The sequence below is a fragment of the Schaalia hyovaginalis genome (genome assembly GCF_014208035.1).
Classification (GTDB): Bacteria; Actinomycetota; Actinomycetes; order Actinomycetales; family Actinomycetaceae; genus Pauljensenia; species Pauljensenia hyovaginalis.
Genome location: NZ_JACHMK010000001.1, coordinates 2,396,831 through 2,414,374, shown reverse-complemented (window position 1 = coordinate 2,414,374; position 17,544 = coordinate 2,396,831). Strand labels below are relative to the sequence as shown.

14 protein-coding genes are annotated in these 17,544 nt (G+C 69.1%); 12 read left to right on the top strand and 2 right to left on the bottom strand.

Going from position 1 to position 17,544, the window contains the following annotated elements:
* Window positions 1-196 precede the first annotated feature (196 nt).
* From dnaK to HD592_RS10685, 11 genes are all read left to right on the top strand, one after another.
* The gene (gene dnaK, locus HD592_RS10735; RefSeq protein ID WP_184454021.1) at window positions 197-2,050 is read left to right on the top strand and encodes a molecular chaperone DnaK; all 1,854 of its coding nucleotides are present in this window, start codon (window positions 197-199) and stop codon (window positions 2,048-2,050) included.
* Window positions 2,047-2,751 carry a nucleotide exchange factor GrpE gene (locus HD592_RS10730; RefSeq protein ID WP_343058803.1) on the top strand — a complete coding sequence of 235 codons (705 nt, stop codon included), beginning with the start codon at window positions 2,047-2,049 and terminating at the stop codon, window positions 2,749-2,751. The genes dnaK and HD592_RS10730 overlap by 4 nt, the downstream gene beginning before the upstream one ends.
* A 48-nt stretch (window positions 2,752-2,799) precedes the next feature.
* A complete protein-coding gene (locus tag HD592_RS10725; protein ID WP_184454019.1) occupies window positions 2,800-3,828 on the top strand; it encodes a DnaJ C-terminal domain-containing protein in 1,029 nt (342 codons plus the stop codon).
* An 8-nt stretch (window positions 3,829-3,836) separates the two neighbouring features.
* Window positions 3,837-4,379 carry a heat shock protein transcriptional repressor HspR gene (locus tag HD592_RS10720; protein ID WP_184454661.1) on the top strand — a complete coding sequence of 181 codons (543 nt, stop codon included), beginning with the start codon at window positions 3,837-3,839 and terminating at the stop codon, window positions 4,377-4,379.
* Window positions 4,380-4,507: 128 nt separating this feature from the next.
* Window positions 4,508-5,842: a Mur ligase family protein gene (locus HD592_RS10715; protein WP_184454017.1), complete on the top strand. Its 1,335-nt coding sequence runs from the start codon at window positions 4,508-4,510 to the stop codon at window positions 5,840-5,842.
* Window positions 5,839-6,597 (top strand): type 1 glutamine amidotransferase, encoded by a 759-nt coding sequence (locus HD592_RS10710; protein ID WP_277298958.1) that lies wholly within the window; start codon window positions 5,839-5,841, stop codon window positions 6,595-6,597. The genes HD592_RS10715 and HD592_RS10710 overlap by 4 nt, the downstream gene beginning before the upstream one ends.
* Before the next feature lie 232 nt (window positions 6,598-6,829).
* Window positions 6,830-7,660 (top strand): hypothetical protein, encoded by an 831-nt coding sequence (locus HD592_RS10705; RefSeq protein WP_184454015.1) that lies wholly within the window; start codon window positions 6,830-6,832, stop codon window positions 7,658-7,660.
* Window positions 7,661-7,788: 128 nt separating this feature from the next.
* A complete protein-coding gene (locus tag HD592_RS10700; protein WP_184454013.1) occupies window positions 7,789-8,250 on the top strand; it encodes a YbjN domain-containing protein in 462 nt (153 codons plus the stop codon).
* Window positions 8,250-8,822: a type III secretion system chaperone family protein gene (locus HD592_RS10695; RefSeq protein WP_184454011.1), complete on the top strand. Its 573-nt coding sequence runs from the start codon at window positions 8,250-8,252 to the stop codon at window positions 8,820-8,822. Before HD592_RS10700 ends, HD592_RS10695 begins: the two co-directional genes overlap by 1 nt.
* A 232-nt stretch (window positions 8,823-9,054) precedes the next feature.
* Window positions 9,055-11,703, top strand: coding sequence for an ATP-dependent chaperone ClpB (clpB, locus tag HD592_RS10690; RefSeq protein WP_184454009.1), 2,649 nt, complete (start codon window positions 9,055-9,057; stop codon window positions 11,701-11,703).
* A 438-nt stretch (window positions 11,704-12,141) separates the two neighbouring features.
* Window positions 12,142-12,954, top strand: coding sequence for a serine hydrolase domain-containing protein (locus tag HD592_RS10685; RefSeq protein WP_343058802.1), 813 nt, complete (start codon window positions 12,142-12,144; stop codon window positions 12,952-12,954).
* A gap of 39 nt (window positions 12,955-12,993) precedes the next feature.
* Here HD592_RS10685 and HD592_RS10680 read toward each other — a convergent pair whose 3' ends face one another.
* Both HD592_RS10680 and HD592_RS10675 read right to left on the bottom strand, forming a co-directional pair.
* Window positions 12,994-13,791, bottom strand: coding sequence for an exodeoxyribonuclease III (locus HD592_RS10680; RefSeq protein WP_184454007.1), 798 nt, complete (start codon window positions 13,789-13,791; stop codon window positions 12,994-12,996).
* A gap of 4 nt (window positions 13,792-13,795) precedes the next feature.
* Window positions 13,796-16,585 (bottom strand): DUF2339 domain-containing protein, encoded by a 2,790-nt coding sequence (locus tag HD592_RS10675; protein WP_184454005.1) that lies wholly within the window; start codon window positions 16,583-16,585, stop codon window positions 13,796-13,798.
* 126 nt (window positions 16,586-16,711) lie between these two features.
* Between HD592_RS10675 and HD592_RS10670 the strand changes: the two genes are divergently transcribed.
* Entirely contained in the window at window positions 16,712-17,485 is a 774-nt protein-coding gene (locus HD592_RS10670) for an SDR family NAD(P)-dependent oxidoreductase (RefSeq protein WP_154476038.1), read from the top strand.
* Window positions 17,486-17,544 lie beyond the last annotated feature (59 nt).

The following is a 17,544-nucleotide window of genomic DNA, read 5'->3' as shown; positions in this document are numbered from 1 at the left end:
GTGTGCTCCGACTTGTTGACGGGCCCCTCCTTGAGTCGCATGGGCTCAACTCTTCGTTCTTCGGCTTGCGCCCCGAAGGGGGTGCGCTTAAAGTTGAGTGCAACGGACTCAAGAAGAGTCGAGTCCACCAGACCAGCAGCAGGTCGGAGCCCCGCCCTCGGACGGGGGAATCGACCGGATGAAAGGAACACGCACCATGGCACGTGCAGTCGGTATCGACCTCGGCACCACGAACTCGGCGATCGCCGTCCTCGAAGGCGGCGAACCCACCATCATCGCGAACGCCGAGGGCATGCGCACCACCCCCTCGGTCGTCGCCTTCTCCAAGACCGGCGAGGTCCTCGTCGGTGAGATCGCCAAGCGCCAGGCCGTCACCAACGTCGATCGCACGATCTCCTCGGTCAAGCGCCACATGGGCACCGACTGGACCGTCTCCATCGACGACAAGAAGTACACGGCGCAGGAGATCTCCGCCCGCATCCTCTCCAAGCTCAAGGCGGACGCGGAGGCCTTCCTCGGCGAGCCCGTCACCGACGCCGTCATCACCGTCCCCGCCTACTTCAACGACGCCCAGCGCCAGGCGACGAAGGACGCCGGCCAGATCGCCGGCCTCAACGTCCAGCGCATCGTCAACGAGCCCACCGCCGCGGCGCTCGCCTACGGCCTCGAGAAGGGCAAGGAGGACGAGCTCATCCTCGTCTTCGACCTCGGCGGCGGCACCTTCGACGTCTCCCTCCTCGAGATCGGCAAGGACGACGACGGCTTCTCCACCATCCAGGTCCGTGCGACCGCCGGCGACAACCGCCTCGGCGGCGACGACTGGGACCAGCGCATCGTCGACTGGCTGATCTCCCAGGTCAAGACCAAGACCGGAGCCGACCTCTCGAAGGACCCGGTCGCCCTCCAGCGCCTCAAGGAGGCCGCCGAGCAGGCGAAGAAGGAGCTCTCCTCGGCGACCAGCACGAACATCTCCCTCCAGTACCTCTCGATGACGGCCGACGGCCCGATCCACCTCGACGAGTCGCTCACCCGCGCGAAGTTCGAGGAGATGACGGCCGACCTCCTCGAGCGCGCGAAGAAGCCCTTCCATGACGTCATCCGCGACGCCTCGATCTCCGTGTCCGACATCGACCACGTCGTCCTCGTCGGCGGCTCGACCCGCATGCCCGCCGTCACCGAGGTCGTCAAGCAGCTCACGGGCGGCCGCGAGCCGAACAAGGGCGTCAACCCCGATGAGGTCGTCGCCGTCGGCGCCGCCCTCCAGGCCGGCGTCATCCAGGGCGACCGCAAGGACGTCCTCCTCATCGACGTCACCCCGCTCAGCCTCGGCATCGAGACCAAGGGCGGCATCATGACCAAGCTCATCGACCGCAACACCGCGATCCCGACGAAGGCCTCCGAGGTCTTCTCCACCGCCGAGGACGGACAGCCCTCCGTGCTCATCCAGGTCTACCAGGGCGAGCGCGAGTTCGCCCGCGACAACAAGCTCCTCGGCACCTTCGAGCTCTCCGGCATCGCCCCGGCCCCCCGCGGCGTCCCGCAGATCGAGGTCGCCTTCGACATCGACGCGAACGGCATCGTCCACGTCTCGGCGAAGGACCGCGGCACCGGCAAGGAGCAGTCCGTCACCATCACCGGCGGTTCGGCCCTGCCCAAGGAGGACATCGATCGCATGGTGAAGGAGGCCGAGGAGCACGCCGCCGAGGACAAGAAGCGCCGCGAGGACGCCGATACCCGCAACCAGGCCGAACAGGTCGTCTACGGGATCGAGAAGCTCCTCAAGGACGAGGCCGACAAGGTCTCCGAGGGCACCCGCTCCGCGGTTCAGGCCGACGTCGACGCCGTGAAGGAGGCCCTGAAGGGCGAGGACACCGAGGCCGTGAAGTCGGCCCTCGAGAAGCTCAACGCCTCCGCGATGAAGATCGGCGAAGAGGTCTACGCGGCCCAGCAGGCCGAGCAGGCCCAGGGCGGCGCCGAGGGCGAGTCCGCGTCCGCCCCCGATGAGGACGTCATCGACGCCGAGATCGTGGACGAGGACGAGCAGAAGTGAAGGATCCGGAGAACCCGGGCTCCGCGCCAGGACCCGAGGAGGGGCGGGCGGCCGACGCCGAGCAGTCGGCCGCCCCCGCCCCGGCGGATGCCGCCAGCGTCGGCACCGGCGCCGCCGACTCGGGCAGCGCCGAAGCCGAAGGCGCCGCCCCGTCGAACACGGCCGAAGCCGAAGGCGCGCAGAGCGCCGAAGGCCCCGGCGGCGGCGAGGACATGAGCCTCTTCGAAGCCCAGATGGAGGACTCGGAGCTCGCCGACGCCCTCGGCAAGATCGCCGATCTCGAGGACAGGCTTGCCCGCGCGCACGCGGACCTGTACAACCTCAATCAGGAGTACTTGAACTACGTGCGCCGCTCGAAGGAGGCGGCCCCCGCCCACCGCGAGTCCGGCCAGTCCGAGGTCATCGAGGCCCTCATCGGCGTCCTCGACGACATCGACGCGGCGAGGGCGCACGGCGACCTCGCGGAGGGTCCCTTCGCGGCGATCGCGGCGAAGCTCGAATCGGCCCTCGAGTCGCGCTTCGGCCTTGAACGCTACGGTGCCGCCGGCGACGACTTCGACCCAGCGGTCCACGAGGCGCTCCTGGCGAACACGAACCCCGAGGTCGAGCGTCCTCGCGTCGCGCAGATCCTCCAGCCCGGCTACCGCCGGGGCGAGAAGGTCCTGCGCGCCGCGAAAGTGATGGTGGACAACCCTGAATGACGAGATGCGCGCCGACGAAGCGGCGCGCCAGATGGGAGGTGACCCGGGATGAGCGGACAGGACTGGCTCGAAAAGGACTTCTACGCGACGCTCGGCGTCGCCAAGGACGCCGATGACGCGGCGATCAAGAAGGCCTACCGGAAACTCGCCCGGCAGTGGCACCCCGACCAGAACCCCGGGGATGCGAAGGCCGAGGAGAAGTTCAAGGAGATCGGCGAGGCCTACGCGGTCCTCTCCGATGCCGGGCAGCGCAAGCAGTACGACGCCCTGCGCGCCATGGCCGGCGGCGGGGCCCGCTTCTCAGCGGGCAGCGGGGCCGGAGGGCCGGATCTGTCCGACCTCTTCGGCGCCTTCGGGAATTCGGGTTTCCGGATGAACTTCCCCTCGGGGGCCTCCGCCTCCGCCCAGGGGGCCCCCGATCTCAACGACATCCTTTCGGGGATGTTCGGCGGCTCGGGCGCGTCCTCCTTCGGCGCTCGGGGATACTCGGGCCCGCCCTTCGGGCCGGGCACGGGCACGCCCCGCGCGCGCAAGGGCGAGGACCGGCGCGCATCGACGCGGATCTCCTTCCGGGAGGCGCTCGCCGGTACCGAAGTCTTCATGACGATCAACGGGAAGCGCCAGAAGGTCCGCCTACCCAAGGCGGTCAAGGACGGGCAGAAGATCCGTCTGCGCGGCAAGGGGCATTCCGGAGTGAACGGCGGTCCGGCCGGCGACCTCGAGGTGACGATCCACGTGGATCCCCACCCCGTGTTCGTCCGCGACGGCGACGACATCCGCGTCGTCGTCCCCGTGGCCTTCACCGAGGCCGTTCTGGGGGCGAAGGTGGAGGTCCCCCTCCTCGACGGATCGACGGTGACGGTGAAGGTCCCCGCCGGCACGCAGTCCGGCGCACTGCTGCGGGTCCGCAAGCGCGGAGTCGAGACCGACAAGCGCAAGGGCGATCTCATCATCGAAGTCCGCGTGCAGGTGCCGACGGCGCTCGACCGCGAGCAGAAGAGGGCCGTCGAGAAGCTCGTCGCGCTCTTCGCGGATGAGGATCCGCGCGCCGATCTCCTCGAAGCGGCGAAGGAGTAGATATGCCGATGCGCCCGACGGGATCGCATGATTCGCCGCTGACCTTCGTCATCTCGGTCGCGGCGGAGCTGGCGGGGATGCATCCGCAGACCCTGCGCCAGTACGACCGGCTCGGCCTGGTGTCCCCGGCGCGCGCGAAGGGCCGAGGACGCCGCTACACGAAGCGCGACATCCAGCGCCTCCAGGACGTGCAGCGCATGAGTCAGGAGGAGGGCATCAACCTGGCGGGCATCCGCAGGATCCTCGAGCTGGAGCGGCGCGTCGAACAGATCGAGGCCGAGCGCGATGCGCTCCGCGACCGCCTCGAAACCCTCGAGGCGCGCCGCAATCGGGTCTTCGCCGCATCGCCGAGCGGCGAGGTCTCCCCGATTCGTCGCGGACAGCGCCCGTGGACTCAAGAGGCGCCCCCCGGCGGCGGAGAACTCGCCGTATGGAGCCCGTGGCGAGCCGCATCGGATGCCTACCGGGCGGGGCGCAAGATCCGGGCCGTCATCGAGGCGGGCCCGAGGGGCGTGCGCGTCATCGACGCGAGCGTGTCGCTCTCGTCCTGATCGTGCCGTCCGGCCGAGGGCGGGGACTCGTCCGAGGGTCCCCGCCCTCGGCTGCGCGCAGCGGGGATTCATCCGTGTCGGGGCGGTCCGGGTGCGAGTCCGGGCGCTCGTGCGGCTAGTGTGACCTCATGACTTCTCCGACCCCTGATCGCTCGATGAGTGTTCGCACGCGGCTCGCCGTTTGCGCTGGACGGACCGCGGCGGCCGCCTCTCGTGCTCTCGGCCGGGGATCGGGAGGGATGATCGGCGGCGCGGTCGCTCTTCGAGTGAACCCCGGGGTGCTCCGCGAATTGGCCGCGCCGATGCGTTCGGTCATCGTGTCGGGGACGAACGGCAAGTCGACGACGACCCGAATGGTGCGCGCGGCGCTGTCCACCTGCGGCGCCGTCGCTTCGAACACGAACGGCGACAACATGACCTCCGGCGTGGTCACCGCCCTCATGAATGACCCGAAGGCCGGCCTCGCCGCCCTCGAAGTCGATGAGATGCACGTGCCGATCGTGGCGGAGGACGTGCGCCCCGCAGCCGTTGTGCTGCTCAACCTGTCGCGCGACCAGCTCGATCGAGTCGGGGAGATCGGCTCCGTCGAGCGCAGGCTCCGCGAGGCCGTGAATGCCCACCCTCAGGCGGTGATCGTGGCGAATTGCGATGATCCTCTGATCGTCTCGGCCGCCGCTGATGCGAAGAAGGTCGTGTGGGTGGCGGCGGGCACCGGTTGGGGAGGCGATTCCGCCGCTTATCCGCGCGGCGGGAGGGTCGTTAGAGAGGGGCGCTCCTGGCGCCTGGTGCCCTCCTACCCTGGCGAGCCCCTGCCTGAACTGCGTGAACGACCGCTTCCCGACTGGCGTCTCGAAGACATCGAGCTTTTGCCCGAGGGTGCGAAGGGGCCGCGCGCGCGTCTGATCGGCCCGCAGGGCCTCGCCCTCGATCTTCGCCTCCAGGTCCCGGGGCGGGCGAATCTGGGCAATGCGGCGCAGGCCGTCGCCGCGGCCTTCGCCCTGGGCGCGGATCCGCGGGCCGCGGCGAAGGCCGTGTCCGCGGTCGCCGAGGTCGCGGGGCGCTACTCGGTCCACGACGTCGAGGGCAGGCTCGCGCGGATCATGCTCGCGAAGAACCCCGCCGGCTGGCAGGAGGCCATGTCGATGGTGGATCCGCGCATCGATCAGGTCGTCATCGGGGTGAACGGCCAAGTCCCCGACGGCCAGGATCTGTCGTGGCTGTGGGATGTGGACTTCAGCGGTCTCGTCAAGGGGCGGGACACCGTTCCCCGGGTCATCGCCTGCGGTGAGCGCGGAGCGGATCTCGCGGTGCGCCTCGAGTACGCGAATGTCCACTGCGAGCTCGTCGCCACTGCGATGGAGGCGCTCGAGCGTTTGGAACGGGGCCGGGTCGAGGTGCTGCTCAACTACACGGCCCTGCGCGATTTCAAGACGATCCTCGACGCGAGGGAGAAGAACAAGTGAGCGGCGAATCGGTCCTGCGCATCGGGGTCCTCATGCCCGAGGTCCTGGGCACTTACGGCGACACGGGGAACGCGATGGTCCTCGCCGAGCGCGCCGTGCGGCGCGGCATTGCGGCCGAGGTCGTCCAGGTCGGCCTGTCCGATCCGATCCCCTCCGAGCTGGACCTGTACACCCTCGGCGGGGGCGAGGACGCGGCGCAGTCCCTGGCGGCCCAGAAGTTCCGCGAGGATCCGGGCCTGTCCCGCGCGCTGGAGGCGGGGCGCCCCCTCCTGGCGATCTGCGCGTCCTTGCAGGTCCTCGGGCTGTGGTACCGGGATGCGCGCGGAGAGCGCGTCGAGGGCATGGGGGTCCTCGACATCACGACCGATCCGCAGGGGGCGCGCTCCATCGGCGAGCTCGTCACCGAACCGCTCCTCGAGGGCCTGTCCTCACCGCTGACGGGGTTCGAGAATCACGGCGGAGGCACGCTGCTCGGTCCGGATGCGCGTCCCCTCGGTCGCGTCCTGGCGGGCGTGGGCAACGGCTGCCCGGAGGGTTCCGCGCCCGCTCCGGTCGCCCATGACGGCGCGGTTCAGGGGTCGATCATCGCGACCTACATGCACGGTCCGGTCCTCGCGAGGAATCCCGAGCTCGCTGACCTGCTTCTCGCGCGTGCGATCGGCGCCGATCCGGCTCCCCTCGATGTTCCCGGTGTGGCGGAGCTGCGCGCCGAGCGCCTCCGCGATGCGGGTGCCGAGGGCGGGGCCGTGCGCTGAGGGGCCGGTGGCCCAGGCTTTCGCGCTTCGTCCTCGGCGCCTGAATCGATCCGGCCGCGCGCGGGCGGGCAGGGGCAATTCGCATGCTCGATCCCGATCGACCGCAGGGATCCGGCCGCGCGCGGGCGGGCAGGGGTGGTCCTGGGGCGTTTTCAGGGTGGTCCCCGGGGGCGTGTCCGATTCCGGTCCGATAGGCTGGGGGGCGATACTTTCGCCGATCCCGGGAGGACTGATGGCACCGCAGATGGATGATGAACCCCGTTACGGACAGCGCTCGTCGGAGCCGTCGGCGGCGCCTTCGTCGAGCGGATCCGAGGGCGCGCCTTCGCCCTCGAGCCCCCAGGCGACCCCGTGGCCGCAGTACGGAGCGGTGAATGCCCAGGCCGGACCTGCTTACGGGAGCTACCCGGGAGCCCAGGCTCAGCCGGGCGCGCAGGCTCCCGGTGCGGATTCGCCTTTCGCGCCTCAGGATCCGGCGGCCCCGTACGCGGCTCCCGCTAACGGCGCCCAGGCGTGGGCGGGCGGCTATCCGGCGCCCGCGCAGAAGCTCCCGGGCCGGGTCGGCCCCGTTCTCCTCATGGTCATCGGCGTGGTCGTCGCCGTGATCGTCGCGCCGATCGCCCTCGTCGTGGGTACTCTCGGCGGGATGAACATGTCCTCCCTCTTCGAGTCGATGACTCCGGTCTCCTCGGGCGACACGGTGTTCGTCGACAAGTCGGGGACGTACATCGTGACCGCGCAGTCCGGCGATATCCGCGGCTGCGAGCTGAGCTCCCCGACGGGCGTGGTGCCGATGGAGCCGGCGGGATCGGGGGCCTTCTTCGCCGCGGATCTTGAAGAGGGCGCGTACATCCTCGAGTGCCAGACGGAGGGCTCGACTCAGATGGTCGGCATCACCGGCATGTCGATCGACACGGTTGCGGGCGCCGGCCTGACGGGCCTGCTGGTCGCGACTGTGGTCGGCCTGATCGGCCTCGCGATGCTCATCGGCGGCATCGTGTGGATCGTCATCGTCAACCGCCGCCGCAGGGAGATCCTCGAGCGTTCGGGCTTCAGGCGCTGAAGCGCGCGGACCGTCGCTTTCGCGCATCCGGGCATCGGGGTGCTTGCCCGGAGGAACTGAAATCTCGTAGTGGGCCGAAGACGCCCGTGGCTCGCGCTATGATTGACGAGTAGCGAGGAAAGAGGTGAATGATGGGTACGGAAAACGGCGGCGCCTCCCTTCCCGGAGCGTCCTCTGCGGTCGCTCCGGTGACCCAGGAGCGCTTGAAGGCCATCCTGGATTCGAAGAACTGGCACTGGTTCATCGATAACGAGGGCGATCTCGGCGGGATCTGGGACGGGAACACCTTCTTCTTCATGCTCGTCGGCAAGGAGTCGACGATCCTGCGGATTCAGGGCAATCTCAACCGGCGCCTCTCGATGGAGCACCTCGATGAGGTGCGTGAATTCATCCTCGAGTGGCATCGTGACAAGCTCTGGCCGACGGCCGCGCATCATATCACGGATGACGGTGATCTTCGGATCGAGATCGACCATTGCATCGACTGGGAATGCGGGGCGAGCGATGCGCAGCTCCTCCAGCAGATCGAGTGCACCCTCGGCACGGGCAACCAGTTCTTCGACGCGCTTCTCGAAAGGGTTGGTGAGTAATGGGCATCTTCGGTTGGCTGTCCGATCGCTTCGGGGAGGCGGATCGCAAACTGTCGGGCACTCCGCAGGGGGCGCCCGCGGCTCCGACGGGCCCCTCTTCCGAGGACGTTTTGGAGACGCTGGCCCGTCGTTCCGACGCTCTCAGCGTGCCGACGGTGGAACGCCTCGGGCTCCTCTTCGACGCCAAGGAGTGGAAGTGGGAGCTCGACAAGGACGGTGACATCGTCTCGGGCTGGGACGGCTCGATGTTCTACTTTCGCATGGTCGGCAAGCAGAAGGAGATCTTGAACGTCCTCGCATTCCGGCGGGGGCGGATCGAGCGCGAGCAGCGCAATGATCTTCTGCTGGCGATCGAGGACTGGCATCGGACGCACCTGTGGCCCAAGGGCTATTTCCGTGACAGCGAGGGCGACACCTTGGAGGTGTGCGCGGAGGTCAATGTCGATTTCGAGCAGGGGGCGACCGACGAGCAGCTCCTTCTGCAGTGCCGCTGCGCGATCGGGACGATCCTGCAGTTCTTCGAAGGCATCGATCAGCGTTTCGGTGTTCCGGAGGAGTCCTCCGAGTCCTGAGAGCCGCAAGACGAAGCAGGTCAGGTGCCCGTTGGTGAACGGGCACCTGACTTTTTCATTCCGTCCCGGTTGCTTCGGCGGTTCCGGCAGTTCGGCTGCGCTTGTGCGCATTCCCCGCGACACTCAGAGTTGAGCGGAGTACACTCAATATCAGAAAGTTGAGCTGAAGAGACTCAAGGCTGTGGCCTTGGGTCCGGAGTGCGCCGGGAAACCGACGCGTAAGGAATGCACGATGACGAAGGAATTCACCACCAAGGCCCAAGAGGCCCTCGCCGCCGCGATCGACGCCGCCCGCGTCGCCGGCAACCCCAATGTCGAAGCGATCCACCTCCTTGAAGCCCTCCTCGAACAGGACGAGGGGATCGCGAACTCCCTCATCGACTCCGTCGGGGCCGACCGGCGCGCCATCGGGGCGCGCACCCGCAACGCCCTCGTCGCCCTCCCCGCGGCCCAGGGGGCGACCACCGCCCAGCCGCAGACCTCGCGCGCCCTCGTCGAGGTCGTGAGCGCCGCGCAGAAGCTCGCGAGCGACGGAGGCGACGCCTACGTTTCGACCGAGCACCTCCTCATCGCCCTCGCCGCATCACCGGGCGAGGCCGGGAGGATCCTCGGCGAAGCGGGCGCAAGCGCCGATGCGCTCAGCAGCGCGCTGAAGAAGCTGCGCCCCGAGCCCATCACATCCCCCGAGCCCGAAGGCTCCTTCGAAGCCCTCGCCAAATACGGCCGCGACCTCACCGAAGTCGCCCGCGAGGGCAAGCTCGACCCCGTCATCGGCCGCGACTCCGAGATCCGCAGGGTCGTCCAGGTCCTGGCGCGCCGCACGAAGAACAACCCCGTCCTCATCGGCGAACCGGGCGTCGGCAAGACCGCCGTCGTCGAGGGCCTCGCCCAGCGCATCGTCGCCGGCGACGTGCCCGAATCCCTGCGCGACAAGCGACTCGTCGCCCTCGACATCGCCTCGATGGTCGCGGGCGCGAAGTATCGCGGTGAATTCGAGGAGCGCCTCAAGGCCGTCCTCTCCGAGATCCAGCGCTCCGAGGGGCGGATCATCACCTTCATCGACGAACTCCACACGGTCGTCGGCGCGGGCGCCGGATCCGAGGGAGCGATGGACGCGGGCAACATGCTCAAGCCCATGCTCGCCAGGGGCGAGCTGCGCATGGTCGGCGCGACGACCCTCGACGAGTACCGCGAGTACATCGAGAAGGACCCCGCCCTCGAACGCCGATTCCAGCAGGTTTTCGTCGGCGAGCCGAGCGTCGAGGACACGGTCGCGATCCTGCGTGGCATCGCCCCGAAGTACGAGGCCCACCACAAGGTGACGATCTCCGACGGCGCCCTCGTGGCGGCCGCCCAGCTCTCCGACCGCTACATCACCGGGCGTCAACTCCCCGACAAGGCGATCGATCTCATCGACGAGGCCGCCTCCCGTCTGAGGATGGAGCTCGACTCGAGCCCCGTCGAGATTGACGAGCTGCGGCGCCAGGTCGACCGCCTGCGCATGGAGGAGTCCTACCTCGCCGAATCCGACCCGGATCTGAAGGATGAGGCGACGCAGGAGCGCCTCGGCAGGCTCCGCGCCGACCTCGCCGACAAGCAGGAGGAGCTCACCGCCCTCACGAGCCGGTGGGAGGCTGAGAAGGCCGGGCACAACAAGGTCGGCGACCTGCGCGTGCGGCTCGACGACCTGCGCACCCAGCTCGAGCTCGCGATCCGCGAGAACCGCTGGGAGGAGGCGGGCCGCCTCCAGAACGGCGAGATCCCGGCGGTCGAACGCCAGATCGGGGAGGCCGAGGCCTCCGCTGAGCCGGAGGACTCCCCGCAGACCCCGATGATCGCCGAGAAGGTCGGCCCGGCGGAGATCGCCGAGGTCGTCGAGTCGTGGACGGGCATCCCCACGGGCAAACTCCTCCAGACCGAGACCGACAAGCTCCTCAACATGGAGGGCGAGATCGCCCGCCGCCTGGTCGGGCAGCGTGCCGCCGTCAGCGCCGTCGCCGATGCGGTGCGCCGCTCGCGCGCGGGCATCGCCGACCCGAACCGGCCCGACGGCTCCTTCCTCTTCCTCGGGCCGACCGGCGTCGGCAAGACGGAGCTCGCGAAGTCGCTCGCGGAGTTCCTCTTCGACGATGAGCGGGCGATGATCCGCATCGACATGTCGGAGTACTCCGAGAAGCACTCGGTCGCGCGCCTCGTCGGCGCCCCTCCCGGGTACGTCGGATACGAGCAGGGCGGACAGCTCACCGAGGCCGTTCGTCGCCGCCCCTATTCGGTGATCCTCCTCGACGAGATCGAGAAGGCGGATCCCGAGGTCTTCGACATCCTCCTCCAGGTGCTCGATGACGGGCGGCTCACCGATGGGCAGGGGAGGACCGTGGACTTCCGCAACACGATCCTCATCCTCACCTCGAACCTCGGCTCGCAGTTCCTCGCCGACCAGAGCCTGTCCGAGCAGGAGCGCTCCGAGGCGGTGATGGAGGTGGTCCGCCGCAGCTTCAAGCCGGAGTTCCTCAACCGACTCGATGAGACGGTCATGTTCGAGCCCCTCGGCGCCGACGAACTCGCCGGGATCGTCGACCTCATGGTCGCCGAGTTCGGCCGCAGGCTCGCCGACCGCAGGATCACCCTTGAAGTGTCCGAGCCCGCCCGCGGCTGGCTCACCCGCGTGGGCTACGACCCGGCGTACGGCGCGCGTCCGCTGCGCCGCGTCATCCAGAAGGAGATCGGCGACAGGCTCGCGAAGATGCTCCTCGCGGGTGAGGTCGCCGAGGGCGCCCGGGTGAAGGTCGACATCGACGAGGCCCTCGACGGTCTCGTCATGACGAGCGGCGCCGGCTCCAGCGACGACTCCTGCGAGGAGGTCGAGGGGCTCCTCGGCTGAGCGGTCCCGAGGCCGCCACTCCGGCTCGGGCGGTGGCCGGGGAGCGCTCTAAGTGGCTGGTTTGGCGGTGATTGCCGGACGTGGTTGGTTTGGCGGTGATTGCCGGAGTTGGCTGGTTTGGCGGTGATTGCCGGAGTTGGCTGGTTTGGCGGTGATTGCCGGAGTTGGTTGGCTTGGCGGTGATTGCCGGAGGTGGTTGTTTCTGCGGTGATCGCTGTACGGCCGGGGCGGGCGGATCGGCGGACTCCGCCCGCCCCCGTCGAGAGCATCACCTTCGTCCGCCGAGAGCATCACCTTCGTCCGTCGAAAGCATCACGTTTGCTCGTCGAGAGCATCACCTTCGTCCGTCGAAAGCACTCCCGCACTCGCGATCCCCAGGGCCCTGAGCGGTCCGGACGGCTAGGGTGGGCGCCAGGCACCCCAACGGAAGGACCACCCGTGACGCCCATCTTCGACTCCCCGGTCGATATCCCCTTCGCGCACGCCTACGCCCTCGTCGCCCGCGGCGATCGCCTCGTCGAGGTCGGTCAGGCGCGCGAGGTCCGCCCTCTGGCCTCGGTGACGAAACTCTGCACAGCCTGGTCCGTCCTCATCGCAGTCGAGCGCGGCCTCCTCGCCCTCGACGATCCGGCCGGCCCCGAGGGCGCCACCGTCCGCCACCTCCTGGCCCACGCCTCCGGACTCCCCTTCGAATCGCGCGAAGCGCAGTTCTCACCCGGCAAGCGCCGCGTCTATTCGAACGCCGGGTACGAGGTCCTCGGCGACCTCGTCGAAGAGGCGACGGGCACTCCCATCGGGCGTTGGATCGAGGAGAGCCTCTTCGAACCCCTCGGCATGTCGAGTGCGGAGGTCCCCGGAAGCCCCGCCGCCTCCGGACTCGGATCCGTCGAGGACCTCCTCGCCCTCGGGGAGGAACTGCTCCATCCGAGTCTCATCTCCGTCGAGTTGGCGCACGAGGCCCGCACGGCCCAGTACCCCGAGCTCGCCGGCGTCGTGCCCGGGTACGGCCGGCACGCGCCGTGCCCGTGGGGGCTCGGCCCCGAGATCCGAGGGCTGAAGTCCCCCCATTGGACCGCGCCCGACGCCCCGCACTCGACCTTCGGGCACTTCGGCGTGTCCGGGTCCTTCCTCTGGGTCGACCCGGTGAACGAGGCGGTGGGAGTATTCCTGGGCGAGCAAGATTTCGGGCCCTGGCACAAGGAGAACTGGAGCGCCCTCAATGGCGCGCTCCTCGAGCTCGCGTCCCGCTGAGAGCGGTGCCGGCCTCGCCCCGATGGGCGGGCTCGGGGATCAATCGGCGAGCTCGACGATCAGCGGCACATGGTCCGAGGCGCCCTTCCCCTTGCGCTCATCGCGGTCGATCCCGACCCCGGAGACGGCCCCGGCGAGCGCGGGCGAGGCGTACACGAAGTCGATCCGCATCCCTTCATTCCTCGGGAAGCGCAGCTTCTGGTAGTCCCAATACGTGTAGTTCGTGACGCGCTCGCGGCTCACCTCCTCCCATCCGTCCTCGGCGAAGGCGAAGAAAGCGCGGCGCTCGGGCTCGGACACGTGCGTCTTCCCCTCGAAGGCCGCCATGTCCCACACATCCTCGTCGAAGGGGGCGACGTTCCAATCGCCGACCAGTGCGATGCGCGCACTCGGATCGGCCGCGAGCCACCGGGCGCCCTCTGCCCTCAGGGCCGAAAGCCAGGCGAGCTTGTAGGCGTAGTGCGGGTGATCGAGTTCGCGCCCGTTGGGCACGTAGAGGCTCCAGATCGTCGTCTCCGCGCCATCGGCCTGGCGGAAGGTGACGCCGAGTGCGCGGGCCTCGAGGGTCTCAGGATCTCCGAAAGTCGGCTGACCTGCGAAATGATCCTCGACGCGAAGGATCGGCAGGCGCGAGGCCACGGCGACGCCGTTCCACTGATCGAGCCCGTGGACCGCGAGATGGTACCCGGCCGCTTCGAAGGGCTCGGTCGGGAATTGCTCGGGCTTGCACTTGATCTCCTGCATGGCGAGCACGTCGACACCGGAGCGGTCGAGGAAGGCGATGACGCGGTCGACGCGGGTGCGGATCGAATTGACGTTCCAGGTCGCGAATCTCATGGGCTCAGCTTAGGGAAGGATCTCGGGGAGGGCCCGGCGGAGGAGCGGCAGGGCGCTCGGGTGCCGAGGGCGGAGCGCCGAGGCCCTGAGAGGGGGACTGGAGCTCCGGAGCAGGCAGGGGCTGCGGACTCGGCATGGGCTGCGGTGTCCGCCGGGGGCGGGCCCTCTCCTCGTCGAAGGCCGTGAAGAGCCGCGTGTATGCGAGGGAGAGGAGGAAGCAGATGAGGCCGGCCAGGAAGAGCGCTCCGATCCGCGTCAGGGAGTTCTGCGCCGCCAGGTCGACCAGGGCGATCTTCAGGACGCCGACGAGCACGGTGACCAGTCCGAGGAATCGGAGTCTTCTGGCACGCAGGGCGAGCCCGATGAGGATGCACAGCGCGGCGGCGAGGACGAGGGCGATGTTCGAGATCCACGAGCGCGCGCCCTCCGGGGCGAGCATCGTCAGGGTCGTGACCGTCGAGATGATGATGACCGCGCCGAGGGCTGATCCTCCGGCATCGAGGGCGGCGACGGGGTAGAGCATCCAGGCGGAGATCGAAGCGAGGATCACCGTGAGTGCGGCGAGGACCCCCGTGTGAACATCGAGGGAGCCGGATCGGGACGAGAAGGCGTCGATGACGGCGGAGACGACGATGAGGAGGCACACGGCCCCGGTGATGAGGATCGGGGCGACAGGCGCGCGCAGTCGCGCTGCGGGGCCGGGGTGAGCTGCGGGGAGTGCAAGGCCCGGCTGGGCTGCGATGCCCGCGGGAGCTCCGGGAGCCGGCTGCGTCATCGGCCTCGGAGCGCCCGGCCCGGCACCCGCTGCAACGGCCGGCGAGGGCACGACTGCGGGAAGCGCTCGGGGGGAGACGCGGGCGTCGAATCCCTCGCCGCTGAACAGTTCGGCGGGGCCGAGAGCGTTGCTCGGCAAGCCCGAGAGGATGAGGAGGCCCAAAGCGCTGAAGAGGCAGATCCACATCGCGGTCGTCCTCCACGCCCCGGCGATCTCGAGGAGGAAGAGCGCGCCCTGAACGGCTGCCGTCATGTGGACGAGGAGGATGATCCCCTGAGCCCAAGCCGCCGCGCGGGGCAGGGAGCCTGGGGGTGATGCGAGGGTCTGCGCAGCCCTGCGCGTTCTTCGCGCGAAGACGTCGACGAGAAGCGAGGCCGTCATGATGACGACGAGGAGGACGATTCCGACCCCTTCACTCACCCAATCCCTGCCGAAGAGGGGAAGGAGGAACGGAAGGGACATGAGGGGGAGCGTGAGCGCGTGCCCTCCCCGCCCTGCGATGACCGCCGGAATGGCGGTCGCTGCGAGAACGAGGACCATGGCGGCGATTTCGAGGAGGCTGCGTTCGCCGAGCGATGCGCGGGCGATGAGGATGAGGAGAACGGTTGCGCTGAGGCCGTGCGCGGCGGCGGCCCGGGGAAGGGGGTGCATCGGGAAGGCGGCGGACAGGAACGAGCAGAGGAGGATCCCGATGAGAAGGAGGAGCACCGCCGCGAAGGCGATCAGCGGCGCGGAGTCGATGGTCGCGGGGAAAGGCGCGGGTCTCACTTCCCAAGCGGAGATCCTGAGGGCAGTGCCTCCGAGGAGGAGGGGTATCGCGATCCAGATCAGCGACCATTCCCTTCGGTGCTGACCCTCCTCGGCGGCCCGGGTGAGGAGCAGGGTCTGCATGAGGAGGAGAACCCCGAACAGGGAGTAGACGGCAAGGGTGAGCGGCGCCTTCGACTGAGGGACCGTGTCGATCGGGAGGCGCAGGAGAGCCCAGAGCGCGAGTGCGAGAACCGGGAGGAAGGAGGCCGGCCTCGACGCAGCGGAAGTGCGGATCGGCGAGGAGCGGAAGGTGATCCCTGTCAGGATGAGGAGGTGGATGAGAAGGGCGATCGCCGCGAGATGCGCGGAGGCCGGCTCGCGGTCCGCGTAGAAGACGACGAGCTCGATCGTCGAGATCCCGCCGAGGGCGGCGATGATCCAGGTGAAGGGGTTCCGCGTCAGCGCGCCCAGGGCGTACATGATGATTCCCCAGGCGATGAGGAGGAGCAGTCCGCTCATCGCATTCACGAGAACACCGAGGATCGCAGCTCCGATGATCGCGACGAAGCCGAGCCCTCCGCCCATGCCCAGGAGCGTCGCGGCGGGAACCGAGCGCCGCCAATCGCCCGATTCCTCGCCGGGCATCCGCGAGAGCACGGTTCCTGTGACCGTGAGGACGAGGGCGAGGAGTCCGACGAATCCGACTTTCGCGGCATCGGGGATCGAGTTCCAGAACAGGGCGATGAGACTGGCGCCTGCGAAGAAGATGAGGAGTGCGGAGGCGATCGAGAGCGCGTAGGCGCCCAGGCGGGACTCGCTGGCTTTTCCCGTCGGCGGTGAGGAGGGGGGTGAAGCCCTTCGAGTGGAATCCGTCGGCGCGCTCGCAGGAAGGGGAGCGCGCGGGGAGGCCTGCGGCCCCGTTGCTCCGGGAAACACCGGCTCCGGGGGCTGCATCCACGGGTGCGCCTGCTGCTGCGGGGCCGGGTGCGCCTGCTGCGGCGACAGCTGCGCCTGCTGCGGGGCGGGGCCCGGTGGGGTTCGCGGAGCACGGGGCGCCGGGACTGATGACGCGGGGGCAAGGGGCGCAGGGGAGGGGCTTTGCGCTGCGCGGGAGTCGAGGAGGGCGGACAGGCGGGCGAGCTCGAGACCGAGTCGTTCAACCTCCCGTGCGAGTTCCTCCAGATCCGGGCGCTGCGCAGCCCCCTCATCGGCTCTCGATGATTCTCCGGGTGAGGCCTGGGGCGCGGAGCCGTCGAGCGGGTCGTGCACGTTTGTCCTCCTGCATCGCGAGTAGTGGCGATCATATCGTCCGCCCCCTTCATCAGGGGGGGAAAGAGGCGGAGTCTGTGAATATCCCCGGGCGGCGCTCACTCCGGGACCCGTAGGATTGAGGCCATGGGAACAGCATTGATCACGGGTGCGACCTCGGGGCTCGGCGAGGAATTCGCCTGGCAGCTGGCGGCGGCGGGGCACGATCTCGTTCTTGCGGCCAGACGCGAAGACGTGCTGCGCGCTCTTGCGGAGCGCCTGCAGTCCGTTGCGGGCGTTCGAGCCGAGGTGATCGTTGCGGATCTGTCGACACCGGAGGGCTGCGCCGCGGTCGCGCGTCGGATCGATGCGCCCTCCGATGCGCAGACGCCGCCGATCGGCCTCCTGGTGAACAATGCGGGCTTCGGACTCGGCAAGCCCTTCCCGGACAACGACCTCGAGGCGGAGATCAACGGCCTCGACGTGATGGTGCGAGCCGTCATGGTGCTCTCGCATCACGCGGTGCGGGCGATGCGCGCTCGCGGTCGGGGCGCGATCCTCAACGTCGCCTCGGTCGCCTCCAGGACCGGTGCGGGCACCTACTCCGCTCATAAGGCGTGGGTCGTCGCTTTCACGGAGGGATTGTCCGAGGAGCTGCGCGGCACCGGCGTCACGGCGACTGCCGTGTGCCCGGGGCCCGTGCGGACGGCGTTCTTCGAGAAGGCGGGGGTCGATATGACGCGGACCCCCGGAGCCTTCATGGCCGAACCCGAGGAGGTCGTGTCCGAAGCGCTGGACGCAGTTCGCGTCGGCCGGGTCCTCGTGACTCCGACGCCCGTCTACAAGGCGGCGATGGCGGCGATGAAGCTCATGCCGCGCTCCGCGGTCCGCGCGGCGATGCGCGGCGTCCCCCATATGTGACGGGATCGGCGCCCCTGCGCGCCTTGGGCGGTGTTATCGACGTCAGACCGACGGCGCCG